Annotated in this window: 24 protein-coding genes; 14 read left to right on the forward strand and 10 right to left on the reverse strand. The window is 63.8% G+C overall.

The annotated features are described in order from the left end of the window. Window position 1 precedes the first annotated feature (1 nt). Window positions 2–1,255, forward strand: a complete 1,254-nt coding sequence (locus IVB54_RS14025) for a hypothetical protein (RefSeq protein WP_026233845.1) — start codon at window positions 2–4, stop codon at window positions 1,253–1,255. Continuing rightward, on the forward strand, window positions 1,252–2,751 hold the full coding sequence (locus tag IVB54_RS14030; protein ID WP_018459571.1) for an aspartate aminotransferase family protein: 1,500 nt from the start codon (window positions 1,252–1,254) through the stop codon (window positions 2,749–2,751). Before IVB54_RS14025 ends, IVB54_RS14030 begins: the two co-directional genes overlap by 4 nt. A 104-nt stretch (window positions 2,752–2,855) precedes the next feature. On the opposite strand, the gene flbT is transcribed toward IVB54_RS14030, so the two are convergent. Beyond that, on the reverse strand, window positions 2,856–3,296 hold the full coding sequence (gene flbT, locus IVB54_RS14035; RefSeq protein ID WP_018459572.1) for a flagellar biosynthesis repressor FlbT: 441 nt from the start codon (window positions 3,294–3,296) through the stop codon (window positions 2,856–2,858). 321 nt (window positions 3,297–3,617) lie between these two features. Here flbT and IVB54_RS14040 point away from each other — a divergent pair, with 321 nt between their 5' ends. The 5 genes from IVB54_RS14040 to flaF all read left to right on the forward strand — a co-directional run bounded on the left by IVB54_RS14040 (window position 3,618) and on the right by flaF (window position 14,196). After that, window positions 3,618–5,861 (forward strand): DUF1522 domain-containing protein, encoded by a 2,244-nt coding sequence (locus IVB54_RS14040; protein WP_247377939.1) that lies wholly within the window; start codon window positions 3,618–3,620, stop codon window positions 5,859–5,861. 357 nt (window positions 5,862–6,218) lie between these two features. Continuing rightward, window positions 6,219–8,462, forward strand: coding sequence for a DUF1522 domain-containing protein (locus IVB54_RS14045; RefSeq protein ID WP_247483142.1), 2,244 nt, complete (start codon window positions 6,219–6,221; stop codon window positions 8,460–8,462). 320 nt (window positions 8,463–8,782) lie between these two features. Beyond that, on the forward strand, window positions 8,783–11,026 hold the full coding sequence (locus IVB54_RS14050) for a DUF1522 domain-containing protein (protein WP_018456436.1): 2,244 nt from the start codon (window positions 8,783–8,785) through the stop codon (window positions 11,024–11,026). A gap of 230 nt (window positions 11,027–11,256) precedes the next feature. Beyond that, a complete protein-coding gene (locus tag IVB54_RS14055) occupies window positions 11,257–13,542 on the forward strand; it encodes a DUF1522 domain-containing protein (RefSeq protein WP_018456435.1) in 2,286 nt (761 codons plus the stop codon). 285 nt (window positions 13,543–13,827) lie between these two features. Then, on the forward strand, window positions 13,828–14,196 hold the full coding sequence (flaF, locus tag IVB54_RS14060; protein ID WP_007612319.1) for a flagellar biosynthesis regulator FlaF: 369 nt from the start codon (window positions 13,828–13,830) through the stop codon (window positions 14,194–14,196). A gap of 137 nt (window positions 14,197–14,333) precedes the next feature. Here the strand turns inward: flaF and IVB54_RS14065 are convergent, their stop codons facing one another. The 4 genes from IVB54_RS14065 to IVB54_RS14080 form a co-directional block, all read right to left on the reverse strand. Continuing rightward, on the reverse strand, window positions 14,334–14,693 hold the full coding sequence (locus IVB54_RS14065) for a hypothetical protein (protein WP_026233177.1): 360 nt from the start codon (window positions 14,691–14,693) through the stop codon (window positions 14,334–14,336). 159 nt (window positions 14,694–14,852) lie between these two features. Then, window positions 14,853–15,350, reverse strand: a complete 498-nt coding sequence (locus IVB54_RS14070) for a hypothetical protein (protein WP_247361803.1) — start codon at window positions 15,348–15,350, stop codon at window positions 14,853–14,855. 11 nt (window positions 15,351–15,361) lie between these two features. After that, entirely contained in the window at window positions 15,362–15,727 is a 366-nt protein-coding gene (gene flgJ / locus IVB54_RS14075; protein WP_247361805.1) for a flagellar assembly peptidoglycan hydrolase FlgJ, read from the reverse strand. Then, complete coding sequence (locus IVB54_RS14080) at window positions 15,727–16,851, reverse strand: flagellar basal body P-ring protein FlgI (RefSeq protein WP_026233176.1); 1,125 nt, start codon at window positions 16,849–16,851, stop codon at window positions 15,727–15,729. Before IVB54_RS14080 ends, flgJ begins: the two co-directional genes overlap by 1 nt. Window positions 16,852–17,121: 270 nt before the next feature. Here IVB54_RS14080 and IVB54_RS14085 point away from each other — a divergent pair, with 270 nt between their 5' ends. Next, entirely contained in the window at window positions 17,122–17,535 is a 414-nt protein-coding gene (locus IVB54_RS14085) for a flagellar assembly protein FliX (protein ID WP_018456429.1), read from the forward strand. Between the two features lie 5 nt (window positions 17,536–17,540). Here IVB54_RS14085 and IVB54_RS14090 read toward each other — a convergent pair whose 3' ends face one another. Next, complete coding sequence (locus IVB54_RS14090) at window positions 17,541–17,912, reverse strand: helix-turn-helix domain-containing protein (RefSeq protein ID WP_026233175.1); 372 nt, start codon at window positions 17,910–17,912, stop codon at window positions 17,541–17,543. 147 nt (window positions 17,913–18,059) lie between these two features. Here IVB54_RS14090 and IVB54_RS14095 point away from each other — a divergent pair, with 147 nt between their 5' ends. From IVB54_RS14095 to IVB54_RS14105, 3 genes are all read left to right on the forward strand, one after another. After that, a complete protein-coding gene (locus IVB54_RS14095; protein ID WP_247777293.1) occupies window positions 18,060–18,671 on the forward strand; it encodes an NAD(P)-dependent oxidoreductase in 612 nt (203 codons plus the stop codon). Between the two features lie 215 nt (window positions 18,672–18,886). After that, entirely contained in the window at window positions 18,887–19,252 is a 366-nt protein-coding gene (gene dksA / locus IVB54_RS14100) for an RNA polymerase-binding protein DksA (RefSeq protein ID WP_018456426.1), read from the forward strand. A 517-nt stretch (window positions 19,253–19,769) separates the two neighbouring features. After that, window positions 19,770–20,549 (forward strand): fumarylacetoacetate hydrolase family protein, encoded by a 780-nt coding sequence (locus tag IVB54_RS14105; RefSeq protein WP_018456425.1) that lies wholly within the window; start codon window positions 19,770–19,772, stop codon window positions 20,547–20,549. A gap of 292 nt (window positions 20,550–20,841) precedes the next feature. Here the strand turns inward: IVB54_RS14105 and flgH are convergent, their stop codons facing one another. The 4 genes from flgH to flgF are packed head-to-tail and all read right to left on the reverse strand — an operon-like array spanning window position 20,842 to window position 24,329. Beyond that, window positions 20,842–21,609 (reverse strand): flagellar basal body L-ring protein FlgH, encoded by a 768-nt coding sequence (gene flgH, locus IVB54_RS14110; RefSeq protein ID WP_018456424.1) that lies wholly within the window; start codon window positions 21,607–21,609, stop codon window positions 20,842–20,844. 3 nt (window positions 21,610–21,612) lie between these two features. Continuing rightward, the gene (flgA, locus tag IVB54_RS14115) at window positions 21,613–22,752 is read right to left on the reverse strand and encodes a flagellar basal body P-ring formation chaperone FlgA (protein WP_026233173.1); all 1,140 of its coding nucleotides are present in this window, start codon (window positions 22,750–22,752) and stop codon (window positions 21,613–21,615) included. 10 nt (window positions 22,753–22,762) lie between these two features. After that, window positions 22,763–23,551, reverse strand: a complete 789-nt coding sequence (flgG, locus tag IVB54_RS14120; protein ID WP_007602131.1) for a flagellar basal-body rod protein FlgG — start codon at window positions 23,549–23,551, stop codon at window positions 22,763–22,765. 16 nt (window positions 23,552–23,567) lie between these two features. Next, window positions 23,568–24,329, reverse strand: a complete 762-nt coding sequence (gene flgF, locus IVB54_RS14125; protein WP_018456422.1) for a flagellar basal-body rod protein FlgF — start codon at window positions 24,327–24,329, stop codon at window positions 23,568–23,570. A 379-nt stretch (window positions 24,330–24,708) separates the two neighbouring features. On the opposite strand from flgF, the gene fliL reads away from it, so the two are divergent. Genes fliL through IVB54_RS14140 form a run of 3 tightly spaced genes read left to right on the forward strand, consistent with a single transcriptional unit; the run spans window position 24,709 to window position 26,874 of the window. Then, window positions 24,709–25,209, forward strand: a complete 501-nt coding sequence (gene fliL, locus IVB54_RS14130; protein WP_018456421.1) for a flagellar basal body-associated protein FliL — start codon at window positions 24,709–24,711, stop codon at window positions 25,207–25,209. 19 nt (window positions 25,210–25,228) lie between these two features. Continuing rightward, window positions 25,229–26,431 carry a flagellar motor switch protein FliM gene (gene fliM / locus IVB54_RS14135; protein WP_018456420.1) on the forward strand — a complete coding sequence of 401 codons (1,203 nt, stop codon included), beginning with the start codon at window positions 25,229–25,231 and terminating at the stop codon, window positions 26,429–26,431. Beyond that, a complete protein-coding gene (locus IVB54_RS14140; RefSeq protein ID WP_026233172.1) occupies window positions 26,428–26,874 on the forward strand; it encodes a DUF6468 domain-containing protein in 447 nt (148 codons plus the stop codon). The genes fliM and IVB54_RS14140 overlap by 4 nt, the downstream gene beginning before the upstream one ends. The last annotated feature ends 8 nt before the right edge of the window (window positions 26,875–26,882 follow it).

Raw genomic sequence — 26,882 nt, forward strand, 5'->3', positions numbered from 1 at the left:
GATGCAACATCCAGTTTCCGCGCCGAGCGGCGTGACCGCGCCGACCTATGCCGACCGCATCGGCTTTGCGCAGTTGACGCGCCGCGCCTTCGAGGGAGGTGACCTGCATCCGTTGCGCGAGCGGCTGCTGGCGCGGATCGAGGAGGGAACGGCGGAGGCCGGCGAAGGCCTCGATCTCTCGCTGATTGCCCAGCTTCTCGGCGAGAAGGAGGCTGGGCTGGTGATCCAGACCGAGGTGCTCTCCTTCCACCAATTGTTTCGTACGCCTTGCGCGGCTCCAAAACCCCGCCTGCGCGTGCTCGCGCTCGCCGCCGATATCGACATGGGCGGCAACACGCCGATCGACTTCCTGCTTGAAGATTCCGACATCGAGCTGTTGACGCTCTACGTTGTCAAGGGCATCGGCCTGCCGGAGACTCTGCCCGAGCACGACGTCGCCATCGTGATCGCATCCGATTCCGAGGAGTGCCGGGAGGCGCTCGCGCTGATCGAGAAGGCCGCGCCGCACTGGCCGAAGCCGCTGCTCAATCGTCCCGATCTCATTGGCAATCTCGATCGCGACAAGCTGTATCGTCTGCTGACGGGCGTGCCAGGCCTCGACATTCCCGTGACCGCCCCAACGACGCGTGCGCAATTGTCGGAGCTTTCGCAAGGCAGGATCGTTTGCGAGGAGATCACGGGCGAACTGCGCTTTCCAATGATCGTGCGGCCGCGCGGTACGCATGCCGGCGTCGGTCTCGCGAAACTCGACGATGCTGGAGCGCTCGCGGCCTATCTCGCGGAGCGACAAGAGCAGGACTTCTTCGTCGCACGTTTCGTCGACTATGCGAGTCCGGACGGGCTCTACCGCAAATATCGTCTCGCGATGGTCGACGGCGAACCTTATGCCTGCCACATGGCAATCGCCGATCGCTGGGACATCTGGTATCTCAACGCCTTCATGGCGTTCAGCGAGGAGAAGCGGGCCGAGGAAGCCGTCTTCATGCTCAACTTCGACCATGCGTTCGCGGCGCGCCACAAAATCGCGCTGGACGAGATGAGCAGGCGCGTCGGCCTCGACTACTTCATCGTCGATTGCGCCGAGAACCAGAACCGCGAGCTGCTGGTCTTCGAAGCCGACAATACCGCCGTCGTGCACAACATGGATCCGCCGGCCGTGTTTCCGTACAAGTCGCCGCAGATGCGCAAGATCTTTGCGGCATTCACGGCGATGCTGTCGCGGCATGCACAGGCCAGAGAAGAGAGTGCGGCATGAACGAGCTCATCCGCAACACGCAAAGCTCCGTCACGCACACCTCGCTCGATCCGCAGGACTGGAGCGATTTCCGCGCGCTCGCCCATCGCATGCTGGACGAGACGATCGACGGCATCGCCAATATTCGCGCGCGCCCGGTGTGGCAGCCGATCCCCGACGAGGTCCGTGCGGCATTCAGGACGGACGTGCCGCGCGATGCCAGCGATCTCGCCGATGTCTACCGCGAATTCGCCGAGCATGTCGCGCCTTATGCGACCGGCAATGTTCATCCGGGTTTCATGGGCTGGGTGCATGGCGGCGGCACGGCCGTCGGCATGATCGCCGAGATGCTCGCCGCGGGCCTCAACGCCAATCTCGGCGGGCGCGACCACATGCCGATCGAGGTCGAGCGCCAGATCGTCGACTGGATGCGCCGCCTGTTCGCGTTTCCCGAGAGCGCGAGCGGCATCTTCGTCACGGGCACGTCGATGGCCAATCTGATGGCGGTGCTGGTCGCGCGCACCGCTGCGCTCGGCGCGCTGGCGCGGCAGTACGGCATCGGCAACGATGGCGCGCTGCTTACGGCTTATACTTCGCGGGCCGCGCATGGCTGCATATCGCGGGCGATGGATATCGCGGGATTTGGGAGCGACGCCCTTCGCAAGATCGGGGTCGACGCGGATCATCGCATCGACGTTGCCGCGCTCCGTGCGCAGATCGCTACCGATCGCGAGGTCGGCTTCAAACCGTTCCTCGTCGTCGCCTCCGCCGGCTCGGTCGATGTCGGCGCGATCGACGACCTCAAGGCCGTCGCCGCGCTGTGCCGCGAGGAGGGACTTTGGTTTCACGTCGACGGGGCGTTCGGTGCGCTCGCAATTCTTTCGCCCGAGCTCGCACCGCTGCTCGGCGGCATCGAGCTTGCCGATTCCATTGCGCTCGACTTCCACAAATGGGGCCAGGTGCCCTACGACGCGGGCTTCCTGCTGGTGCGTGACGGGGAGCAGCACCGGCGGGCCTTTGCCCAGCCGGCGGCTTATCTGAGCCGCGAGGCGAGGGGGCTTGCGGCCGGCGCGGTCTGGCCGTGCGATCTCGGCCCCGATCTGTCACGCGGCTTCCGCGCGCTGAAGTCCTGGTTCACGCTCAAGACGTTCGGTACCGACAGGCTGGGCGCGGTCATCGCGCGCAGCTGCGCGCTGGCGAAATATCTGGAGACGCGTGTTCTCGCCGAGCCGCGGCTGGAACTGCTCGCACCGGTCAATCTCAATATCGTCTGCTTCCGTTACCGCGCCGCAGAAGAGGTCAATCGCGAGATCGTCGCCGACATCCAGGAGTCCGGCATCGCAGCGCCGTCGAGCACGACGCTGGACGGCAAGTTCGCGATCCGCGCCGCGATCGTCAATCACCGCACCGACGAGACTGACATCGATGCACTGGTCGCGGCCGTGCTGGAGTTCGGCGGTCGGCGCAGCCGCGACGCTGTGATCGAGGTCGAGGCGCCGCCGCTCGCGGCACAGTAGCTCGACGCATGTCTGAAACGACAACGGCCCCCGGAGACGATCCGGGGCCGTTGTCGTTCGGCGTCCTGGTCGTTCGCGCCGGCGTGGCTGCGCGAACGCGTGGATCAGGCGGCGGTGCTGACCTCGGCCTGGATTGCTTCCGTCTTGGGATGGGTGGCCTCGAACTGGCCACGCAGCTTCGCTTCATAGGCGATCAGCTTGCGGGCGTCCTTGAGTGCCCGGTAGAGGTCGCCGTTGAGGATGTTATTGTTGATGCCTTCGATGATCGGCCAGGAGCTTGGCACCGCGGTGACGATGTCGCGCACCAGGTTGAAGTAGGTACCGTGCTGGGTCTGCGGATCCGGCGAGATGTACATGAGCTGGACCGCCAGATAGACGAGCTTGGCGGGCGTTTCGGCGGTCTCCGGCGTGAGGATGTCGCGCTCGCGCAGGATCGGCACGTTGTCGCCGTCGATCAGAAGGCGGGCGCGCTGGTCGGTGTTGGTTATCACGCAGTTGCCGACGATGATGCGTTCGTGCGGTCTGAGCTCGACCTTGAGGGCCATGCCTGTTCTCCATCAACGCTTTCGTAACCGAGCGTGTGTTGCGGCGGGTCAGGGCGCAATACTCCATCAAGACTAGTTAACGAGTTGTAAATCCCGGCCATTGCGGCGGAAAAGATCAATCATATCAACGCCGAAATTAACAGGCGGAGCGGCGTCACGGGCCTGCTTATCGGCCGAATCGCGCGCCGACTCAGCAAAAGTGCCGATTTCATTTCATGTTTCGTTAGAGGACTCCGCCCCACGGTCCGCCGGTCGCTGGGTCAATCTCGATCCAAGCAGACGCGTAACAGTAGCGTCGTTTACCAGAAAGGTAACAGAGTCATGTCCGGTATCGTCCTCTCCTCATCGGTTCGTCAGAACCTGCTCTCCCTCCAGTCCACCGCTGATCTCCTCGCCACCACGCAGAACCGTCTGTCGACCGGCAAGAGCGTCAACTCGGCCCTGGACAATCCGACCAACTTCTTCACCGCACAGTCGCTCGACAACCGCGCCAGCGACATCAACAACCTGCTCGATGGCATTGCCAACGGCGTGCAGGTGCTGCAGGCCGCCAACACCGGCATCACCTCGCTGCAGAAGCTGATCGACAGCGCGAAGTCGATCGCCAACCAAGCGCTGCAGACCACCGTCGGTTATTCCTCCAAGTCCAACGTCTCGACCACGATCTCGGGCGCGACGGCTTCGGACCTGCGTGGTACCACCAGCTTCACGAGCGCGAGCGCGCTGAGCAGCGTATTGTACGACGGTACAGCTGGCGGTACGCACGCTGCTGGTTCGGGCATCACGCTGGGCGGCGTTGTCGGCACCGATACTGGCACCGTCATCAATGCGGCGACGACTGCTGCCAAGCTTCTGAACGGTGCGGCTGCTGGCGATGCCAACGCTGGCGTTGCGGCAGGTGACACGCTCACCGTCAACGGCAAGACCGTCACGTTTGTTGCCGGCGACCAGCCGGCCACGGTGCCGACGGGTCTCACTCAGGTTGCCGCCTCTGCCGGCGTCACGACCGGCAACGTCTACACGGATGCCAGCGGCAATGTGTCGGTCTATCTCGGCTCCACCACGAAGGCCTCGATCGGCGACGTGTTGACGGCCGTCGATCTGGCGAGCGGGGTGCAGAGCAACGTTGCCGGCACTTTGACGCTCAACGCAGGCCAGACCGCATCATCCGTGAACGGCAGCGGTGCGCTTCTCTTGAAGAGCACGACAGGTTCTGATCTGAGCGTGACCGGCAAGGCCGACATTCTGAAGGCCCTTGGCCTGACCTCGGCGACCGGCGCAGGCAACGTCACGGCCACGGCGACCCGCACTACGAGCTCGGCGACCTTGTCGTCATTCGTTTCGTCGGGTTCGACCCTGAACGTCGATGGCCATGTCATCACGTTCAAGGATGCGCCGACGCCGGCTGCGGCTTCGCTTCCCTCGACGCAGGGCGTGTCCGGCAACGTCGTCACCGACGGCAGCGGCAACTCGACGGTCTATCTGCAGAGTGCGACGATTGCCGACGTGCTGAAGGCTGTCGACTTTGCCACGGGCGTGCAGACCTTCACGCTGAACGGCAGTGGCGGTGGTGCGCTTGCAACGGCAACGGGCCAGACCAACTCGTCGATCAACGCCTCCGGCCAGCTCAAGATCTCGACCGGCGTCAACGCCGACCTGTCGATCACCGGCACCGGCAATGCACTGCAGTCCCTGGGCCTCGCCGGCAACACCGGCACGTCCTCGGCGTTCACGGCGGCCCGTACTTCCGGCACCGGCGGCATCAACGGCAAGACCCTGACCTTCAGCTCGTTCAACGGCGGCACGGCGGTCAATGTCACCTTCGGCGACGGCACTAACGGCACGGTCAAGACGCTCGATCAGCTCAACACGCAGCTCCAGGCCAACAACCTGTCTGCGACGATCGACGCCAACGGCCTGCTCACGATCACGGCGACCAACGACTATGCGTCCTCGACGCTTGGGTCGTCGGCTGCCGGTGGTGCAATCGGCGGAACGCTGACCACTGCGTTGACGTTCTCGACGGCCTCCGCGCCTACGGCAGACCCGGTTGCCCAGACCGCCCGTTCGAACCTGGTCAACCAGTACAACAACATCCTGAACCAGATCGACACGACCTCGCAGGACTCCTCGTTCAACGGCGTCAACCTGCTCAACGGCGACCAGCTCAAGCTGGTGTTCGACGAGACCGGCAAGTCGAGCCTCAACATCACCGGCGTGACCTACAACTCCAAGGGTCTCGGCCTCGCGGCGTTGACCAGCGGCGTCGACTTCATCGACAACTCCGCGACCAACAAGGTGCTATCGAACCTGAACGCGGCGTCGAGCACGCTGCGCTCGGAAGCCTCCGCTCTGGGTTCGAACCTCTCGGTGGTGCAGGTTCGTCAGGACTTCAACAAGAGCCTGATCAACGTGCTGCAGACCGGCTCGTCCAACCTGACCTTGGCCGACACCAACGTCGAAGCGGCCAACAGCCAGGCGCTGTCGACCCGCCAGTCGATCGCGGTCTCCGCGCTGTCGCTGGCCAACCAGTCGCAGCAGAGCGTGCTGCAGCTGCTCCGCTAATAAGCGGACAACATCGCAAGCAGAACAGGGCGGCGGGGCTTCGGCTCCGCCGCTTTCTTTTTTGCCGCGATGAAGACGTCGTGCAGTGAGACGTAGGCGATGCATTCGAATGCAGCCAATTGCTCACTCTGAGTTATGGTTGACAAGTAGCAAACACGCCGGCGCTGCACGAAAAAGCATCATTCTATCATGACGATACACGATGGCGTGATCCGGCTTTGATCGCGCATATGGTGAATCTGCACAAGGAGTGCCGCGACACGCTTCATGCTTTGTTAGCCCCAAACGTTCACCGTTCCGGCATCGATTAATCCTAATCGAAGTTTGTTGCGTTGCGTACCAGAAGGGTAACACTCAATGTCCGGTATCGTTCTCTCCTCATCGGTTCGTCAGAACCTGCTCTCCCTCCAGTCCACCGCTGATCTTCTCGCCACCACGCAGAGCCGTCTGTCGACCGGCAAGAGCGTCAACTCGGCCCTGGACAATCCGACCAACTTCTTCACCGCACAGTCGCTCGACAACCGCGCCAGCGACATCAACAACCTGCTCGATGGCATTGCCAACGGCGTGCAGGTGCTGCAGGCCGCCAACACCGGCATCACCTCGCTGCAGAAGCTGATCGACAGCGCGAAGTCGATCGCCAACCAAGCGCTGCAGACCACCGTCGGTTATTCCTCCAAGTCCAACGTCTCGACCACGATCTCGGGCGCGACGGCTTCGGACCTGCGTGGTACCACCAGCTTCACGAGCGCGAGCGCGCTGAGCAGCGTATTGTACGACGGTACAGCTGGCGGTACGCACGCTGCTGGTTCGGGCATCACGCTGGGCGGCGTTGTCGGCACCGATACTGGCACCGTCATCAATGCGGCGACGACTGCTGCCAAGCTTCTGAACGGTGCGGCTGCTGGCGATGCCAACGCTGGCGTTGCGGCAGGTGACACGCTCACCGTCAACGGCAAGACCGTCACGTTTGTTGCCGGCGACCAGCCGGCCACGGTGCCGACGGGTCTCACTCAGGTTGCCGCCTCTGCCGGCGTCACGACCGGCAACGTCTACACGGATGCCAGCGGCAATGTGTCGGTCTATCTCGGCTCCACCACGAAGGCCTCGATCGGCGACGTGTTGACGGCCGTCGATCTGGCGAGCGGGGTGCAGAGCAACGTTGCCGGCACTTTGACGCTCAACGCAGGCCAGACCGCATCATCCGTGAACGGCAGCGGTGCGCTTCTCTTGAAGAGCACGACAGGTTCTGATCTGAGCGTGACCGGCAAGGCCGACATTCTGAAGGCCCTTGGCCTGACCTCGGCGACCGGCGCAGGCAACGTCACGGCCACGGCGACCCGCACTACGAGCTCGGCGACCTTGTCGTCATTCGTTTCGTCGGGTTCGACCCTGAACGTCGATGGCCATGTCATCACGTTCAAGGATGCGCCGACGCCGGCTGCGGCTTCGCTTCCCTCGACGCAGGGCGTGTCCGGCAACGTCGTCACCGACGGCAGCGGCAACTCGACGGTCTATCTGCAGAGTGCGACGATTGCCGACGTGCTGAAGGCTGTCGACTTTGCCACGGGCGTGCAGACCTTCACGCTGAACGGCAGTGGCGGTGGTGCGCTTGCAACGGCAACGGGCCAGACCAACTCGTCGATCAACGCCTCCGGCCAGCTCAAGATCTCGACCGGCGTAAACGCCGACCTGTCGATCACCGGCACCGGCAATGCACTGCAGTCCCTGGGCCTCGCCGGCAACACCGGCACGTCCTCGGCGTTCACGGCGGCCCGTACTTCCGGCACCGGCGGCATCAACGGCAAGACCCTGACCTTCAGCTCGTTCAACGGCGGCACGGCGGTCAATGTCACCTTCGGCGACGGCACCAACGGCACGGTCAAGACGCTCGATCAGCTCAACACGCAGCTCCAGGCCAACAACCTGTCTGCGACGATCGACGCCAACGGCCTGCTCACGATCACGGCGACCAACGACTATGCGTCCTCGACGCTTGGGTCGTCGGCTGCCGGTGGTGCAATCGGCGGAACGCTGACCACTGCGTTGACGTTCTCGACCGCTTCCGCGCCTACGGCAGACGCGGTTGCCCAGACCGCCCGTTCGAACCTGGTCAACCAGTACAACAACATCCTGAACCAGATCGACTCGACCTCGCAGGACTCCTCGTTCAACGGCGTCAACCTGCTCAACGGCGACCAGCTCAAGCTGGTGTTCGACGAGACCGGCAAGTCGAGCCTCAACATCACCGGCGTGACCTACAACTCCAAGGGTCTCGGCCTCGCGGCGTTGACCAGCGGCGTCGACTTCATCGACAACTCCGCGACCAACAAGGTGCTGACCAATTTGAACTCGGCGTCCAGCACGCTGCGCTCGGAGGCCTCGGCGCTCGGTTCGAACCTGACCATCGTGCAGGTGCGTCAGGACTTCAACAAGAACCTGATCAACGTGCTGCAGACCGGCTCGTCCAACCTGACCTTGGCCGACACCAACGTCGAAGCGGCCAACAGCCAGGCGCTGTCGACCCGCCAGTCGATTGCGGTCTCCGCGCTGTCGCTGGCCAACCAGTCGCAGCAGAGCGTGCTGCAGCTGCTCCGCTAATAAGCGGACAACATCGCAAGCAGAACAGGGCGGCGGGGCTTCGGCTCCGCCGCTTTCTTTTTTGCGAGCGTTCTAGGGGCCCTGATGAAGTTCCGAAAAGTAACCCGCGGTTATGGTTAATGGAGCGTAAGCACGAAAAATCGCCAGTAGATTCAGTCGGATTTCAGGGCGCGCCAACGCCTCCATTCGGTTTATGGTGAGCCTGCGCTTATGCAGACCACACCCGTTTCACCCTTTGTTAGCCATGTCCGCGCAGGCTGTGCGCGTCACTCGATCCGAAGCGATCGAACGAAGACGCGTAAACCAGAAGGGTAAGAGTTATGTCCGGTATTGTTCTCTCTGCGTCGGTTCGCCAGAACCTGCTGTCTCTCCAGTCCACCGCCGACCTCCTCGCCACCACACAGAACCGTCTGTCGACCGGCAAGAGCGTCAACTCGGCCCTGGACAATCCCACCAACTTCTTCACCGCGCAGTCGCTCGACAACCGCGCCAGCGACATCAACAATCTGCTCGACGGTATCGCGAACGGCGTGCAGGTGCTGCAGGCTGCCAACACCGGCCTGACCTCGCTGCAGAAGCTGATCGACAGCGCCAAGTCGATCGCCAACCAGGCGCTGCAGACCACCGTCGGCTATTCCTCCAAGTCGAGCGTCTCGACCACGATCGCCGGCGCGACGTCATCTGATCTGCGCGGCACCACGAGCTTCGCCAGCGCAGTCGCGAACAGCAACGTGCTGTACAGCGGTGCTGCGGGTGGTGTGACCGCCGCGACGTCCGGCGCCACGCTGGGCGGCATTCCAGGGACCGATACCGGAACGGTCATCAACGCTGCGACGACTGCTGCCAAGCTTTTGAATGGCGCGGCCGCGGGCGATGCCAACGCTGGCGTTGCGGCAGGTGACACGCTCACCGTCAATGGCAAGACCGTCACATTCGTTGCGGGCGATCAGCCTACAACGGTGCCTACCGGTCTCACTCAGGTTGCCGCCTCTGCCGGCGTCACGACCGGCAACGTCTACACAGATGCCAGCGGCAACGTGTCGATCTATCTCGGCTCCACGACGAAGGCCTCGATCGGCGACGTGCTGACGGCGGTCGATTTGGCGAGCGGCGTGCAGAGCAACGTTGCCGGTACCCTCACCGGCAATGCGGGCCAGACTCCCTCGTCGGTCAACGGCAGCGGCGCGCTCGTGTTGAAGAGCACGACTGGTTCCGACCTGACCCTGACCGGAAAGGCCGACATCCTGAAGGCTCTTGGCCTGACCTCCGCCACCGGTGCCGGCAGCGTCACGACCACGGCTTCCCGCACCACGAGCTCGACGACGGTGTCCTCGCTCGTCTCGTCGGGTTCGACGCTGAACGTCGATGGCCATGTCATCACCTTCAAGGACGCGCCGACACCGTCCGCTGCTTCGCTGGCCGCCACCCAGGGCGTGTCCGGCAACGTTGTCACCGACGGCAATGGCAACTCGACCGTCTATCTGCAGAGCGGTACGATTGCCGACGTGCTGAAGGCCATCGACTTCGCCACGGGCGTGCAGACCTTCACGCTCAACGGCAGCGGTAGCGGCACGCTCGCGACGGCCGCCGGCCAGACGGCTTCGTCGATCAACACCTCCGGCCAGCTCAAGATCTCGACTGGCGTCAATGCCGACCTCTCGATCACCGGTACCGGCAATGCCCTGTCGGTGTTTGGTCTGGCCGGCAACACCGGAACGGCCTCGGCGTTCACCGCGGCCCGCACCTCCGGAATCGGCGGCCTCGCTGGCAAAACCCTGACCTTCACTGCCTTCAACGGCGGCACGGCGGTCAACGTCACCTTCGGCGACGGCACCAACGGCACGGTCAAGACACTCGATCAGCTCAACTCGCAGCTCCAAGCCAATAACCTGGCTGCGACCATCGACGCCAACGGTCAGCTTACCATCACCGCGTCCAACGACTACGCGTCTTCGACGATTGGCTCGACGGCAGCTGGCGGTGCGATCGGCGGAACGTTGACGACCGCGCTGACCTTCACGACGGCCTCCACTCCGGTGCAGGACGTCGTGGCCCAGTCGACCCGCGCTAACCTGGTCTCGCAGTACAACAACATCCTGAACCAGATCGACACCACCTCGGTCGACTCCTCGTTCAACGGTGTCAACCTGCTCAACGGCGACCAGCTCAAGCTGGTGTTCGACGAAACCGGCAAGTCGAACCTCAACATCACCGGCGTGACCTACAACTCCAAGGGCCTCGGCCTGGCGTCGCTGACCGTCGGTCTCGACTTCATCGACAACGCCGCGACCAACAGGGTGCTGACCAATCTGAACTCGGCCTCGAGCACGCTGCGTTCGGAAGCCTCGGCGCTCGGTTCGAACCTCTCGGTCGTGCAGATCCGTCAGGACTTCAACAAGAACCTGATCAACGTGCTGCAGACCGGCTCGTCGAACCTGACGCTGGCCGACACCAACGTCGAGGCGGCCAACAGCCAGGCGCTGTCGACCCGCCAGTCGATCGCGGTCTCCGCGCTGTCGCTGGCCAACACCTCGCAGCAGAGCGTGCTCCAGCTGCTCCGCTAATAAGTGGCTGAAATAACAAGAAAAGTTGGAGCGGCGGGGCTTCGGCCCCGCCGTTTTCTTTTTGGCGCGAGGCCCGTGGAAAACCGGGGAGGGGGCGCTAACCGCGCATTAACCCTGTCTCTTAAGTGGCCGTTAACCATACTTTAAAGGACAGGCCCTAAGACTGGACGAAAGCCCGCTTCCAGACCCGCGTGGCCGATTCGTATCCGGTTCAAGAGGAAGACCTGCCAATGTCCAACATCGTTCTCTCGGCGTCCGTTCGCCAGAACCTGTTGTCGCTGCAGTCGACGGCCGACTTGCTGGCCACGACGCAGGAGCGGCTGTCGACCGGCAAGAAGGTCAACACGGCGCTCGACAATCCCACCAACTTCTTCACGGCGCAGGGGTTGGACAACCGGGCGAGCGACATCAGCAACCTGCTCGACGGCATCAACAACGGTGTGCAGGTGCTCCAGGCCGCCAACACCGGCATCACCTCGCTGCAGAAGCTGATCGACAGCGCGAAATCGATCGCCAACCAGGCGCTGCAGACCACGGTCGGCTACTCCACGAAATCGAACGTCTCGACCACCATTCCCGGCGCGTCGCCGGCCGATCTGCGCGGCACGACTTCCTATGCGAGCGCGACCGCCAACAGCAACGTGCTCTATACCGGTGCGCCCGGCGGCGTGACGCCGGTCACGTCGGGCGCCTCGCTCGGCGCGTCGCTCGGATCGACCGCGGGCACCTTGACCGGCGTGGCCGCCAAGGCTGCGGACGGCGCCACCGCACTTGTCGGCACCGACACGCTGATCGGGGCTACCGCCGCGACCACGTTCGCATCGTCGCCGGCAGATGGCGACTCGATCACCGTGAACGGCAAGACGGTCACTTTCCGCACCGGTGCCGCACCTTCGGCGCAGCCGACCGGATGGGGACTCGACCCGAGCGGCCATATCGCCACCGATGGCAGTGGCAATTCGATCGTCTACATGGGGACGACCGGCGCTCCCACGGCTACGGTCAACGACCTCCTCACGGCGGTCGACCTCGCGAGCGGCGTCAAGAGCGCTGCAATCAGCGCAGGAGCGGCGACCATAACCGTGAGCGGTACGACCGTCGGTACGCTCCAGACTGCATCGTCCATTGCAGGCACCGGCGTGGTGACGCTGAAGAGCTCGACCGGCGCGGATCTCGACATTACGGGCAAGGCCGACTTCCTCAAGGCTCTCGGCGTGACCTCGGCGACAGGCGCCGGCAATGCCAGCGTCAGCGCGGACCGGTCCACCACCGCAGGTTCGCTCGGCACCCTCGTTCAGGACGGCTCGACACTCAACATCGACGGCCACACCATTACCTTCAAAAACGCCCAGACGCCGCAATCGGCAACGAGCGTGACCTCCGGTGGCGTCAACGGCAACATCGTTACTGACGGCAACGGCAACTCGACTGTCTATCTCCAGAGCGCGACGCTGACCGACTTGCTCAATTCGATCGACCTCGCCACCGGCGTGAAGACCGCCAGCATCTTCCTTGGTGCCGCGACGCTCTCGACAACCGCAGGCCAGATCCCGTCGTCGGTCAATACCAGCGGCCAGCTGGCGCTTTCGACCGGCGTCAACGCCGACCTTTCGATCACCGGCACCGGCAATGCGCTCGCCGCATTCGGTCTCAGCGGCAACACCGGGACGGCGACGGCCTTCAGCGCGGCGCGCACCTCCGGCGTCGGCGGCGTCAGCGGCAAGACGCTCACCTTCAGCTCGTTCAACGGCGGCACGCCGGTGAACGTCACCTTCGGCGACGGTACCAACGGCACGGTCAAGACGCTGGACCAGCTCAACGTGCAGCTTCAGGCCAACCACCTGACGGCGACGATCGACGCCAACGGCGTACTCACGGTGACCACCGTCAACGAATACGCCTCTTCGACGCTCGGTTCGACGGTCGCGGGCGGCGCGGTCGGTGGTACGCTCACCAGCGTGCTCGCCTTCACCACCGCACAGCCCCCGATCCAGGATCCCGTCGCGCAGACGGCGCGCTCCGGCCTGGTCAGCCAGTTCAACAACATCCTGGCGCAGATCGACACGACGTCGCAGGACTCCTCCTTCAACGGCGTTAACCTGCTGAACGGCGACACGCTGAAGCTGGTCTTCAACGAGACCGGCAGCTCCACGCTCGGCATCAACGGCGTGGTCTTCAACGCAGCGGGTCTCGGCCTCAGCAATCTCGTTCCGGGCACGGACTTCATCGACAACGGCGCCACCAACAAGGTGCTGAGCAGCCTCAATGCGGCCTCGAGCACGCTGCGCTCGGAAGGTTCCGCGCTGGGTTCGAATCTCTCGATCGTGCAGGTGCGCCAGGACTTCTCGAAGAACCTGATCAACGTGCTGCAGACCGGCTCGTCCAACTTGACACTCGCCGACACCAACGAGGAAGCGGCCAACAGCCAGGCGCTGTCGACCCGCCAGTCGATCGCGGTCTCCGCACTGTCGCTGGCCAACCAATCGCAGCAGAGCGTACTCCAGCTGCTCCGCTAATCTCGCAGCGCAAGATACTGAATCGGAATATCGCGGCGGGGCTCATGCTCCGCCGTTTTCATTGAGATCGGTAAGGCAGGATTAGCCGAGATTGATGCGCATCATGGAAGCGTGTTTACAGCATGCATCCGCGCATCTAGCTTCACGACGAAGGACTCCGGGCCCGTATTTATCCGGAGCCCTTCCAAGCACTCACGTAAGCAAATCTTAAGCGGTGCTGCCTAGGGTCGGGAAAGAAATCCTTAAGCGCGTTCAACGGGCTAGGTAACCTCCAGGGTGTGATTGATGTCGAATTCCGCTGCCTCGGCCTACGCGCGTGTTGCAACGACCACCGCATCTCCTCGCGACATCGAAGCGCAGACCCTGCTCAAGGCCGCGAACAAGCTTCAGGATGCGATCAACAGCGCCGAGCCGTTCAGCGAGCAGACCACGCAGGCCCTGATGTTCAATCGCAAGCTCTGGACGATTTTCCTGAGCGAGGCCATGCGCGAGAACAATCCGCAGCCGATCGACGTCCGGCAGAAGATCGCCAACATCAGCGTGTTCGTGCTGAGCCAGACCGCCGCACTGCAGATGAGCCCGCAGTTCGATCACTTCCGTCCGCTGATCGAGATCAACCGCAATATCGCCGCCGGTCTGTCCGGCCGTCCGTGATCGAGCGCGGCTCGTTCCTTCAACACCAAATTATGCTGACGAATACCGACAAGACGCAGATCAGGAACGTCGTCACCGGTCCCGCGACCGGTTCGAGCGATCTCGATGTTGCCGTTGCGACGCTCGACGCCTGATTGTCAGGCGCTGCGGTCCGTGCTGGCCGGACGCGAGGGCTCGGATTTCAAATCCTGCGCATGGAAATAGGCCCGCCGGCGCAGCATTGCTTCGTCGGGGAACTGGTTGACCACCGCGTCGGTCCTGTCGTTGACGACCTGGAAGACGAACGACGCCGCCGCCTGGTCGAACACGACCTGGCGTGAGACGTTCTCGTTGCTTCGCAAATCATTGCGTGGAGGCGCGCTCGCCTCGCCAGCGGCCACTGTCTGGCTCACGGGCAGATCGGTTTGCACGGCCTCGTTCGCCGCCGCATTCGACGTCGTTACGATCTGCACGGCAACCGGTATCCCCACCGGCCTGATGCTGAAATCTGTACTCATGGCAGCCTCCTGGTTGCCTCACGTGAGTCAAATCCCAACCCCTCTCAATACGCAACCATGGAACACCGGGATTGAACATCCGGTAAGGAAACGTGCCTAACCGCGCGACGATGTTGCCGCGCGGTTTTTCGTAAAATTGTCGCTTGTTGTTGCGCGCGCTCAGAGCGAGCGGCTGACCGCGAGCGGCGTGATGTGGCGCGGGCCCGGCGTGGCGCGTCGTCCCGCGGCCGTATAGGTATTCGGCACGTTGCGCTTCTGGATCTCGGCGTTGACGCCGCGCACGACGCTCTCCGAGACGGCGTGAGCGGTTGCGAGCACGGTGAGGTTGACCTGGAGCATCGCGCGGAATGCATCGTGGTGCCGTTGAAGCGTCGAGAGCAGCTCGGGCGCGGATTTGGCGAGCTGGGCCTGGTTCGCCTTCAACTGGGTGACGGCGCCGACATAGTTTCGCGACAGCTCCTGCTTCTTGCTCTCGAGGGTCATCGCCTCGCGGACTTGGCCGGCGCGCACCAGCTCGGTCTCGCGCTCGATCAGACCGAGCAGGGCACTCATCGCATCCATCAACTGCTCGGCGATCTTGCGCGCCTCGGCGCTGCCGGGAGCGGTGTTCGGGCGCTGCGCTTGCACCGGCTGACGCGAGGTGTTGAAGTGGTTCATCTCGTTTGACCTTATGCCGTGCGGATCGTTTTTGCCTGCTGCATGATCAGGGTGCGATAGACGTCGGTGGCGATGCCGACGCCGCCGGCGTTGGCGAAGTTCTTGGAATATTGCTCGGTCAGCATCGAGCGCCACACGCCGGTGCCAGGGGTGTCGCCGAACGGGCCTTCGCCCTTCAGGCCCGAGGTCATCTGCGAGAACATGCTGTTGAGGAACATCGCCTCGAAGTCGGTGGCGATCTTCTGCGCTTTGGCCTGCTGCTTCGGCGAGACCTTTTGTAATGCCGCGGCGAGATCGAAGTCCGGCCGGCCCTTGCGGCTCTCTACCGAGAAGGCGGAGCTGGCGAGCCGTGCGGTGTTGACCATGCCGGTCTGCATCACATCACCTCGATGTCGGCTTCGATCGCACCGGCGGCCTTGATCGCCTGCAGGATGCTGATGAGATCGCGCGGGCCGATGCCGAGACCGTTAAGGCCGTCGACGAGCTGCTGAAGCGAGACGCCGTCCTTGACGACGGCGAACTTCTTGCCGTCCTCGGTGACGCTGACGCTGCTGCGTGGTGCGACCACGGTCCGCCCCCGTGACAGCGGGTTGGGCTGGCTGACCTGCGGGCTCTCGGAGATGGTGACGGTGAGGTTGCCCTGTGCGACCGCAACCGTGGCGACGCGGACGTCGCGACCCATCACGATGATGCCGCTGCGTTCGTCGATGATGATCTTGGCGGCGAGATCCGGATCGACCTGGAGCTGCTCGATCTCGGTGAGAAAGGCGACGACGTTACCCTTGAACTCCGGCGGGATCGCAAGCTGCACGGTCGATGGGTCGATCGGCTCGGCGGTCTTGACGCCGAGATAGTCGTTGATCGCAGCGGCGATCCGCTTGGCCGTGGTGAAGTCGGCATTGCGCAGCGCAAGCCGGACGTTCGGCAGACGATTGAGCGCAAATTCGATCTCGCGCTCGATGATGGCACCGTTGACAATGCGTCCGACGGTCGGCACGCCACGCACGATTTTCGCCGCCTCGCCCTCGGCCTGGAAGCCGGAGATCGCGAGCGAGCCCTGTGCGACCGAATAGACGTTGCCGTCGGCGCCGAGGAGTGGGGTGACGAGCAGGGTGCCGCCCTGGAGATTCTTGGCGTCGCCGAGCGCGGAGACGGTGACGTCCATGCGCGTGCCCTGGGTGGCGAAGGCCGGCAGATTGCCTGTCACCATCACGGCGGCGACGTTGCCGGTGCGGATGGTGGCGCCGCGGATGTTGACGCCCATGCGCTCGAGCATCGCTTGCAGCGACTGCTTGGTGAAGGGGATGTTGTTGAGGGTATCGCCGGTGCCGTTGAGGCCGACGACGAGCCCGTAGCCGATGAGCTGGTTCTGCCGCACGCCTTCGATGTTGGCGAGATCCTTGATGCGCGATGTCGCGCTTGCAGAATTGACCGAGAGCGCCAGCGCTGACAGCGCGGCGCAGGCCACCCCCACAAGTCTCACCCAACGAACGCTTGGCATCCTCTGCTCCCCGAGGCTCCTCAAATCAAAGGACCATCACGACACTCCCATGACGAGCTGGTCCGACGCTGTCCTTGCGAGCACTGTGCCAAGTCGGGGCAGCGGGGGTAGGTCGCTGAATAGGTTGAATAAATCTGTTTCGAGCGACCTCAGCCTGCGTTGTCCCTGAGGAGCGAAACTGCCGCCTGTCGGCAGATTTTGCCGGGCTGTTTACGGGCCGTTAACCATAAAACGGCGAATGTGGCGCATCGATCACCCGGATTGCTTCCGATGCGCATCTACGGACCGAACGGCACCACGCTTGGAACGCCGGCCAGCCAGGCCAGGCGGACGAGCTCCAGCACCTTCGTGCTACCCGACACCTCGTCGGCGCCGGAGACGCGAGGCGCCGCCGCACCGAAGGCGGCCGCCAACATCGACGGGCTGCTGGCGCTGCAAGGCATCGAGGAGGATCCGGTCGAACGTCGCAAGCGCTCGGTCGTGCGCGGAAAGACCGCGCTCGACGTGCTCGACGATCTCAAGATGGGGCTCCTCTCCGGCAAGCTTGATGCCTCGACCGTGATGCGGCTGCGTGACGCTGCGACGAACCTTAAATCGTCCTCCGGCGATTCCGGCCTGGATTCGGTGCTGTCCGAGATCGAGCTGCGCGTCGAGGTCGAGCTCGCCAAGGCCGGGCAGGCGTAGCGTCTTTACGCCGCTTCATCCTTCAACTGCGCGTCATAGCGGCGCTGGGCGGCGAGCACGTCCTTTAGATTCTGTTCGGCCCAATCGCGCAGCGGATCGACGGCGGCGGCGAGCGTCACGCCGAGCTGCGTGATCGAATATTCCACGGTCACCGGCACGGTTGCGATGGCGTGACGCTTGATCAATCCGTCGCGCTCGAGCGACTTGAGAACCTGGCTCAGCATCTTCTGCGAAATGCCTTCGATCGTGCGGCGCAATTGATTGAAGCGCATCGGATCCTCGCGCAGCAGCAGCAGGATCAGCACCGCCCATTTGTCACCGACGCGGTCGAGGATCTGTCGCGTGGGGCAGTTCGCTGCATAGACGTCTGGCTTCATCGTCGGGTCCTCACGATCCATTCGCTCATTGCCGGCCGCCGCCGGTTACTCCTGCGTAATCAGGTAAGCACAAAGTGCTCTCTTAACACCAGCGCTCTTTGCGATATCTAGTCACCGTTGGTTACTACAGAAGCAAAGGAGCCTTCCATGAAAATCGCAGTTGCCGGCGCCTCGGGCCGGGCCGGGTCGGAGATCACCAAGGAACTGTCCCGCCGCGGCCACGCGGTTACGGCGATCGCCCGCAACCCGGAGAAGATCTCGGTCCTGCCGAACGTCACGCCGACCAACGGGGATGTGCTTGACCAGCCAGCGCTTGCCAAGCTGTGGGCCGGGCACGACGTCGCCGTGAGTTCCGTGCACTTCCTGGCCAGCGACGCGCTCAAGCTGATCGGCGCGGCCAAGGACTCCAAGGTCGGCCGTTACCTCGTCGTCGGCGGGGCCGGCAGTCTGGAGGTCGCTCCGGGCGTCAAGCTGGTGACAACTCCCGGTTTTCCGGCTCAGTACAAGGCTGAGGCGGAGGCGGGTTCAGCCTTTCTCGACCTGCTGCGGCAGGAAAAGGAGCTGAACTGGACCTTCATCTCGCCGTCGGCCCTGTTCATCGAGGGAGAGCGCACCGGCAAATTCCGGCTTGGGACGGATCAGCTTCTCGCAGATGCGAACGGGAAGAGCTGGATCAGCTTCGCGGATTACGCCATCGCGCTCGCCGACGAGATCGAGCGGCCGGCCCATGAGAGGCAGCGTTTCACGGTCGGCTACTAGGCCGTCGGCCGCTCCCGGGCCCTCCAGGATAAACCTTCCTGTGCAAGGGCTTGGGGGCGCCGGTCGGGCGATCAGGGAAACATTGTCTGTCACAGGAGGCCGCTATATAACGCCCCGCTCAGCGGACCCCGTTCCGTGTACGAGTCGTTGCTTAGACAGATAGGCCGCCCTTGGAAAAGTTGAAAAACTACCGACCGACCGAAAAAGAGCCTTTCATGAACGAGAGGCAGAAGGAGTACTTCCGCCTGAAGCTCCTCGCCTGGAAGGATGAGATCCTCAAAGAGTCCAAGCTCACCCTGCAAGCCCTGCAGGAGGAGAATGTGAACCACCCCGATCTCGCCGATCGGGCATCGTCCGAAACCGACCGCGCTATCGAACTCCGTGCCCGCGACCGCCAGCGCAAGTTGATCGCCAAGATCGACGCCGCGCTCCAGCGTATCGAGGACAACACCTACGGCTATTGCGAGGACACCGGCGAGCCGATCTCGTTGAAGCGGCTCGAGGCCCGTCCCATCGCGACGCTTTCGGTGGAGGCGCAGGAGCGCCACGAGAAACGCGAGAAGGTCTATCGCGACGAATAGAGCCGAGCCGCAGCAATGCGGCTCTTTGTTTTTTGAACGCAAGGTGCGCCTTTTCGCGCCGTGATCAGCATTTTGCTTGTCGCTTGCGCGCGCGTTTCGGCGCGCGGGCGCAATCGCGAAAAGTGAATCGCAATCAATGAGCTAGACTCAACTCCTCCGAGCTCACGTGAGTTCGGATGAGAAACAGCCTTCACTTCAGGTGCGACAGGTTTTGCGAGTCGCATCAAGGACATCGACTCGAATGCTGAGGCGCTGATCCAGCAGCTTCACACATTGCTGCAATCAGGCCTGTTGCGACGCTACAAGGCGTGCATCCCCATAAAGCCCGGACCAGCTCAATATTTCCTTAAACGCCGGCGCCGCCCGTGAGGCTTGCCATGATGTGGACGATCAGCGTCCGCAGCTCATCCAGCTTGGGCTGTCATGACGTGCTGCCGCGCGGCGCCCTGCGCTTGTCACGCCCCGGCGGGGATGCTGAAGTGCCGCCCTCGATTGTGGTGTGTAGGAGTCGGCGCTGATGGACAGAATTCTCGCAGCCGCAAAGGCGATCGCGCTGGCGCGCCGCAACCATGCGCCGCTCGCGGCGCTCGAAGTTCCTCCGGCCGATGAAGCCGAGGGCTATCAGGTCCAGCGGGCGCTGCACGATCTGCTGCTGCCGCATGCCGGCCCGCTGGTCGGTTACAAGATCGGCTGCACCAGCCAGGTGATGCAGGATTACATCGGGATTCCACACCCATGCGGCGGCGGCGTGTTCCAGAAAGGCGTGCACGACAGCGGCGTGCAGCTCGCGGCTGCCGACTATGTCCGCGTCGGCGTCGAATGCGAGATCGCGGTGCGGCTGAAGCGCAATCTCGCCGCCGGCGAGGCGCCGTTCACGGCCGAATGGGTCGGCGAAGCCGTCGAGGCCTATCATCCCGCGATCGAGATCGTCGACGACCGCTATGTGAAGTGGGAAACGATGGGCGCGCCGACGTTGATCGCCGACGATTTCTTCGCCGCCGGCTGCGTGTTGGGCGAGATCGTGCCGCGCTCGTCGGTGCCGGACCTGAAGGCCGTCAAAGGCCGCGCCATCGTCAACGGTGAAGAGGTCAGCCACGGCACCGGCGCCGACGTGCTCGGCCATCCCCACAACGCACTCGCCTGGCTCGCCAACCATCTCGCCGCCGAGGGCAAGGGCCTTCACGCGGGACAGCTCGTGCTGACGGGGAGCCTGGTCAAGACGCTGTGGCTGAAGGCCGGCGACAAGGTGCGGATGGAGCTGGACGGGCTGGGCGTGGTGGAGGCGGAGTTTACGTAGGCTCTGCGGGCACCGCGTCGTCATTCCCCGCGAAGGCGGGGAATCCAGTACGCCGCGGCTTCTCGGTTCATCGCTGACGTCTCGAAATACTGGATCGCCCGCCTTCGCGGGCGATGACAGTCGAGGGGGCGGCGAGGGGATAGCGGCGTCGCTACAATCGCGCGTCGCTGAGCGCTGTATGCAGCCATCGCCAAAATACATGCGGCCCTCGCCAGGGGAGCTAGCGAGGGCCGCGTCGTACATCGTCGTCCGCGCCTAGGTTCGCGAACACGATGTGGGAGCTCGGGAGAAGCTAGAAGGGCAGCAGCACGTCCATGACTTGCTGGCCGTAGCGCGGTTGCTGCACGTCCATGATCTGGCCGCGGCCGCCGTAGGCGATGCGGGCCTGCGCGATCTTGGTGGAATCGATGGTGTTGTCGCTCTGGATGTCTTCGGGACGGACGATGCCGGCGACGATGAGTTCGCGGATTTCGTAGTTGACGCGGATCTCCTGCTTGCCCTCGACCACGAGGTTGCCGTTCGGCAGGACCTGGGTGACGACCGCCGCGACGTTGGTCTGCAACGCTTCCTTGCGGTCCACGCTTCCTTTGCCCTCGCTGGACGCGGTCGAGTCGGCGGTGAGGATGCGGCCGGGCAACACCTTCTGCGCTTGGGCCCCCAATGTCTTGGCGCCGATGAAGTCGGTGATACCGGAATCTTCCTTATTGGTGCGGCTGCGCTGGGTGTCGTTTTCGATATTCGCCTTGTCGGTGATGTTCACGGCCACCGTCAGGATGTCGCCGACCTGATGGGCGCGCTGGTCCTTGAAGAAGGCCCGGCTGCCGCTGCGCCACAGCGAGTTCGGATTGTAGGAGGCGACCTCAGGCTTCGGCATCGGCATCTGCACCGGCTTGTAGCCGGGCTGCGTCGTCGGATTGTCGATCGCCGACAATTTCGGCTGCTCGCCGATCTGCGACAGACGGTCGATCGAGGAGCAGCCGCTCGCCAGCGCGCACGTCGCCAGCAGCAGGGCAGAGATCGCGATGCGACGGGGACGAAAAGCCGAACTGAACGTGGACATGACTTACTCTGACTTGGCTGGAGCTTGCGAGACGCGAACTTGCGGGATCTGGGCTTGCGCGATCTGGGCCGGGGATGCCGGGGTCTGGACCAGATTCCGGACGAGGGCTGCGGTATCGACGGGGGCGGGCGCCTCGTCGCGCTTGAGCGAGGAGGTCTGCTCGACCGCAGCCGGCATCGGCGCGGCCTGGCTGGCGCCCTGGACCGTCACCTGGCCGCGGCCGGTGACGACGCCGCTCAGCGTGCGCTTGGTCTGCAGGTTGAGCACGCTGATGGTATCGCCCTCGGCGCCGCTCTCGATCGCCTTGCCGCGCGTGGTGAGATAGATTCCGGGAACCTGGTAGATGACGGTGACGTTCTGGTCGCGCTGCACGAAGTCGGGCTTGACGATGTCGGCGACGCGGATCGGCGTCCCCGCCCGCATCGGCCGGCGGAGCTGCATGCCGAGCGTGCGGTCGCGCGAGGCGGCCTCACCGGTGACCTCGGCCTTCGGCCGCCGCTCCATAGCGACGTCGGAGGCCTTCAGGAGATCGACGCGGTCGATGTCGCGCGTCAGCACGGCCACTTCCACCGTTTCGATCGCGGTGCCGGTGAAACGCAGCTTGGTCGGTGCCGGATTGTTGTCGTTGTTGATCTCGAAGGCGATGTCGAAACGCCCGCTGCGGGCGTCGTAGCGGGTTGCCACCGGCTGCAGCACGCCGGTGTTGGAGGCATCCAACCGCATGTCGGCGATGCCGCGGTCGAACGTGACGGTGATGTTGGCGGCATCGCCAAGTCCAAAGCGGCGCTCGAGCGCCGAGGCGACCGCGGTCTCGAGGTCCTTGTTCACGAGCGTGCGGGCGAGACGGGTGACCTGGACCTCCTTGATGTCGCCGGTCATCACGCCGATCACCTGCTTTGCGCGCAACACCGCCAGCACGTGGGCGACCGGCAGCGCACCGGTGGTGCCGAGATCGGGCGAGCGGTAGACCGGGATCAGCGCGGCCGAGCCGGCATTGTCGATGAGATCGCCGACCCGCACCACGTCCGAGGTCACGGTGATGCTCGCGCGCAGCGTCGGCGTCGCGATGAAGTCGTCGGCGGCCCGTGCGGGCAGCGCCAGCACGAGGAGAGCGGAGATCGTGGCGAGGGTGGTGCGCATCATCGTCATCACCTCAGCGGAACAACGCCGTGGTCGACTGCATCATCTGGTCGGCGGCGCTGATCACCTTGGCGTTCATCTCGTAGGCGCGCTGGGCGGCGATCAGGTCGCTCATCTCCGAGACGACGTCGACATTGGCCTGCTCGAGGCTGCTCTGGGTGATGTTGCCGAAACCTTCGGAGCTCGCGGTGCCGTCCTGCGGCGGGCCGGAGGAAGGCGTCTCGGTGAACTGATTGTTGCCGACCGGCTGGAGGCCCGCCTTGTTGATGAATCGGGTCAGGCCGATCTGGCCCTGGACGGCCGAGGTCGAGGAACCCGGCAGCGTCACCGAGACCTGGCCCTGCACGTTGATGGTGAGGCCCGAGGCGTTGTTGGGGATCGTGATCGTCGGTTGCACCGGGTTGCCCTGCGCCGTGACGATGCGCCCCTGATTGTCCATCTGGAAGGTGCCGTCGCGGGTGTACTGGTAGCTGCCGTCGGGCATCAGGATCTTGAAGAAGCCTTCGCCCGTGATGGCCATGTCGAGGTCGTTGCCGGTCTGCGACAGCGTGCCCTGGGTCATGCTGCGCGGCGTGCCGACGGTCTTGACGCCGCCGCCGATGTCGACGCCGACCGGCAGGATGGTGCCCTGGTCGGACGACTGGGCGCCGACGCGGCGGACGTGTTCGTAAATCAGATCCTGGAACGCCGCGGTCTGCTTCTTGAAGCCGGTGGTGCGCAGGTTGGCGATGTTGTTGGAGATCACCTGAACGTTGAGTTCCTGTGCCGCCATTCCGGTTGCTGCGGTGTGAAGCGCCTGCATGTCAGTTCTCCCTCAATCAGGCCGGAACGTCGGCGAGCTTCTCGATCGCCGACTTGTGCATGTCACTCTGCTGCTGGAGCAGGTTGGCGATGGCGGTGTAGCTGCGCATGACTTCGACCATGCGGCTCATCTCACCGACCGAGTTCACATTCGACTTCTCGACATAGCCCTGCTGCACGGTCGACTTGGTGTCGGCCTGCGGGACCGCGGAGCCGATGTCATAAAGGTTGGCGCCCAGTTTGGTCAGCTTGGCCGGATCGTCGAACGAGGCCATGCGGATCTTGCCGCGGATCGAATCGTTCTTGGCCGTGCCCTCGAGCACCGTGACGGTGCCGTCCGGCGCGACGTTGATGTCGTGGTCGGTCGGCTGGAAGGTGATCGGGCCGGCGGTGCCCAGCACGAGGTTGCCGTCGAAGGTGACGAGCTGGCCGGTGCTGTTGAGCGAGAATTTGCCGTCGCGGGTGTAGCGCTCGGCGCCATTGGCCTGCACGGCGAAATAGGCGTTGCCGCTGATCGCCATGTCGAGCGGATTCTTGGTCGGCTCCATCGGCCCCTGGCCGACGTCGCGGAAGGTGCCGCGGTCCTGCACATAGGAGACCCGGCGGTCGGAGCCGACGAAATTGTCCTCACGCGCGTTCGAGTTGAGGTACTCCTCGAACAGCGAATGATCGGCCTTGAAGCCGTTGGTGTTGGCGTTGGCGACGTTGTTGGCGATGACATCCATCTGCCGTTCCAACGTCATCTGTCGTGACAAGCCGATCAGAAGCGCGTTCTGCATCGGAAATCTCCCCTGAGTGAGATCTGCCAGCTCGCTCTCCCAAGCGCATTGGCCGATCCCGTGAACGAGACCTCGGGTTCTCCCAAACCTTGGGTCTCGGTCCTTTCTCAGCGAAACTCGTGCCAGGCGTGAAAATTATGTACTTTCAATACCTTATCTGTTTTTCGAGGATGCGGGGAGGCGGCAGAAAGGGTCTGTTAGCCATGTTTGCCCGGCAGATTTTTCCTAGCGAAGGCCCAATCGAAAGGTTCCGTTAACCATTATTACCGTAGCGTTTGCGGGTAAGAGGAGCACTGCGCTGGGGCATTTGTATCGCGTCACTGTCTGCGAGGAGCTTCGCTCTTTCGACCCCTTTGAGAGATGAGCGAGCGCGGCGATCATGGCAGAGAATGAAGCGGAAGGCGGCGCAGCCGCCGACGGCGCGGAAGCCGCTCCGCCCAAGAACAAGTTCAAGCTGATGATCATGGTGGTGGGCCTGCTCGCCGTTCTCGGCGGCGGCGCCGCGACCTGGTTCTTCTTTTTCCGTCACGGCGACGACGAGCATCACGCCGAGGCGGCGCCTCCGCCGAAGCCGCCGTCTTTCGTCGAGGTTCCCGACATCATGGTCAACCTCGCCGGCGCGCCGGGCGAGCGCGTGCAATATCTGAAGCTCAAGATCGTGCTGGAGCTGAAGGAAGAGAAGCAGGTCGAGGCGATCAAGCCGACGATGCCGCGCATCACCGACATCTTCCAGACCTATGCGCGTGAGCTGCGCTCCTCCGACCTCAACGGTTCCGCCGGCATCTTCCGCCTCAAGGAAGAGCTGACCAAGCGCGTCAACGCCGCGGTCGCTCCGGTCCAGGTCAGCGCGGTGCTGTTCAAGGAAGTCGTGATCCAGTGAGCATGACGGGCTAGGGATCATGGCAGGCACCGACCAACCAGACCAGGATGCAATTGCCGCCCAATGGGAGGCCTCGCTCGATTCCGAGGATCCCGCTGAGGCCGCGAAGGCTGCTGCCGAAAACGAACTATCCGAGACCATGGCCCTGCAATGGGCGGCCATGGTCGAGGATGGCAGCCGCGATCTCGGCGCCGGCAAGAATTCCGGCGAACGCGTGCTGTCGCAGGAGGAGATCGACAACCTCCTCGGATTCGCGGTCGGCGACGTCACGCTCGACGACCATTCCGGCATTCGCGCCATCATCGATTCGGCGATGGTCTCCTACGAGCGTCTGCCGATGCTCGAAATCGTCTTCGACCGCCTGGTGCGGTTGCTGACGACGTCCTTACGCAATTTCACCTCCGACAACGTCGAAGTCTCGCTCGACCGCATCACCTCGGTGCGCTTCGGCGACTATATGAACTCGATCCCGCTGCCCGCCGTCCTCACCGTCTTCAAGGCCGAAGAGTGGGACAATTTCGGCATGGCCGTGGTCGATTCCAGCCTGATCTACTCGATGATCGACGTGCTGCTCGGCGGCCGCCGCGGCTCGAGCCAGCTGCGCATCGAGGGCCGGCCCTACACCACGATCGAGACAGAGTTGGTCAAGCGGCTGGTCGAAGTCGTCATGGCCGATGCCGAACAGGCGTTCCGGCCGCTGTCGCCGGTGACCTTCACCATCGACCGGCTCGAGACCAACCCGCGTTTCGCCGCGATCAGCCGTCCTGCCAACGCAGCGATCCTGGTGCGGCTGCGCATCGACATGGAAGATCGCGGCGGCAACATCGAGCTGTTGCTGCCTTACGCGACCATCGAGCCGATCCGGGGCGTCCTGCTCCAGATGTTCATGGGCGAAAAGTTCGGCCGCGACCAGATCTGGGAAGGCCACTTCGCCACCGAGATCGTCCAGGCCGAGATCTCCGTCGACGCCGTGCTCTACGAAGCCGACATTCCGCTCAAGCAACTGATGCGGCTGAAGGTCGGGGACACGCTGCCGCTGGACATGCGCGCGGATGCCAGCGTCACCGTTCGCTGCGGCGACGTCACCATCACCGAAGGACGCATGGGCCGGGTCGGCGACCGCGTCGCGATACGGGTGACGAAACCCTTGCGCAAGCCAAGTACGACACTTGCGATGTTCGAAAAGGTCGACGAGCAGAACAAGATGATGGAGGCCCCATGAACCACTCCCTGGGAATGGCGATCGAGACGCTGGTGGCTATCCTGCTGATGCTGACCATCGTCTACTGCGTCACGCTCAACAAGCGACTGACGCGGCTGAAGGCGGACGAGCATTCGCTGAAGGCGGTCATCGGCGAGCTGATCACCGCAACCGAGATCGCCGAGCGCGCGATCGGCGGGCTGAAGCTCGCCGTGCGCGACGTCAACGAGAACCTCGGCAGCCAGCTTGCGGCGGCGACCCAGATGTCCGAGCAGCTCTACAAGCAGCTCGGCGAAGCCGACAACGTGGTGCGGCGCCTGTCCAAGATCGCAATCGCTGCGCGCCCCGTGACGAACCCGGAAACGGTCGCCGCGCCCGCAGCCAAGCCTTCATCGGCGAAGGCGGTGGCGGCTGCGGCCGAAGCCTTCTCCGAGCGCCGACGATCCAACGGTCTTGCGGCATAAAGTCAGGG

It is taken from the genome of Bradyrhizobium sp. CW1 (assembly GCF_023100665.1).
GTDB lineage: Bacteria > Pseudomonadota > Alphaproteobacteria > Rhizobiales > Xanthobacteraceae > Bradyrhizobium > Bradyrhizobium canariense_D.

Bases quoted from the DNA above. Each gene is read 5' to 3' on its own strand.
- IVB54_RS14090 (WP_026233175.1), bottom strand. From the start codon at position 17,912: ATGAAGCCAGACGTCTATGCAGCGAACTGCCCCACGCGACAGATCCTC.
- flgG (WP_007602131.1), bottom strand. From the start codon at position 23,551: ATGCAGGCGCTTCACACCGCAGCAACCGGAATGGCGGCACAGGAACTC.
- flgA (WP_026233173.1), bottom strand. From the start codon at position 22,752: ATGATGCGCACCACCCTCGCCACGATCTCCGCTCTCCTCGTGCTGGCG.
- IVB54_RS14085 (WP_018456429.1), top strand. From the start codon at position 17,122: ATGCGCATCTACGGACCGAACGGCACCACGCTTGGAACGCCGGCCAGC.
- flbT (WP_018459572.1), bottom strand. From the start codon at position 3,296: ATGGCCCTCAAGGTCGAGCTCAGACCGCACGAACGCATCATCGTCGGC.
- flaF (WP_007612319.1), top strand. From the start codon at position 13,828: ATGTCGAATTCCGCTGCCTCGGCCTACGCGCGTGTTGCAACGACCACC.
- dksA (WP_018456426.1), top strand. From the start codon at position 18,887: ATGAACGAGAGGCAGAAGGAGTACTTCCGCCTGAAGCTCCTCGCCTGG.
- fliL (WP_018456421.1), top strand. From the start codon at position 24,709: ATGGCAGAGAATGAAGCGGAAGGCGGCGCAGCCGCCGACGGCGCGGAA.
- IVB54_RS14050 (WP_018456436.1), top strand. From the start codon at position 8,783: ATGTCCGGTATTGTTCTCTCTGCGTCGGTTCGCCAGAACCTGCTGTCT.
- flgF (WP_018456422.1), bottom strand. From the start codon at position 24,329: ATGCAGAACGCGCTTCTGATCGGCTTGTCACGACAGATGACGTTGGAA.
- IVB54_RS14040 (WP_247377939.1), top strand. From the start codon at position 3,618: ATGTCCGGTATCGTCCTCTCCTCATCGGTTCGTCAGAACCTGCTCTCC.
- IVB54_RS14045 (WP_247483142.1), top strand. From the start codon at position 6,219: ATGTCCGGTATCGTTCTCTCCTCATCGGTTCGTCAGAACCTGCTCTCC.
- IVB54_RS14095 (WP_247777293.1), top strand. From the start codon at position 18,060: ATGAAAATCGCAGTTGCCGGCGCCTCGGGCCGGGCCGGGTCGGAGATC.
- IVB54_RS14055 (WP_018456435.1), top strand. From the start codon at position 11,257: ATGTCCAACATCGTTCTCTCGGCGTCCGTTCGCCAGAACCTGTTGTCG.
- IVB54_RS14080 (WP_026233176.1), bottom strand. From the start codon at position 16,851: ATGCCAAGCGTTCGTTGGGTGAGACTTGTGGGGGTGGCCTGCGCCGCG.
- fliM (WP_018456420.1), top strand. From the start codon at position 25,229: ATGGCAGGCACCGACCAACCAGACCAGGATGCAATTGCCGCCCAATGG.
- flgJ (WP_247361805.1), bottom strand. From the start codon at position 15,727: ATGCAGACCGGCATGGTCAACACCGCACGGCTCGCCAGCTCCGCCTTC.
- IVB54_RS14140 (WP_026233172.1), top strand. From the start codon at position 26,428: ATGAACCACTCCCTGGGAATGGCGATCGAGACGCTGGTGGCTATCCTG.
- flgH (WP_018456424.1), bottom strand. From the start codon at position 21,609: ATGTCCACGTTCAGTTCGGCTTTTCGTCCCCGTCGCATCGCGATCTCT.
- IVB54_RS14070 (WP_247361803.1), bottom strand. From the start codon at position 15,350: ATGAACCACTTCAACACCTCGCGTCAGCCGGTGCAAGCGCAGCGCCCG.
- IVB54_RS14030 (WP_018459571.1), top strand. From the start codon at position 1,252: ATGAACGAGCTCATCCGCAACACGCAAAGCTCCGTCACGCACACCTCG.
- IVB54_RS14065 (WP_026233177.1), bottom strand. From the start codon at position 14,693: ATGAGTACAGATTTCAGCATCAGGCCGGTGGGGATACCGGTTGCCGTG.
- IVB54_RS14105 (WP_018456425.1), top strand. From the start codon at position 19,770: ATGGACAGAATTCTCGCAGCCGCAAAGGCGATCGCGCTGGCGCGCCGC.
- IVB54_RS14025 (WP_026233845.1), top strand. From the start codon at position 2: ATGCAACATCCAGTTTCCGCGCCGAGCGGCGTGACCGCGCCGACCTAT.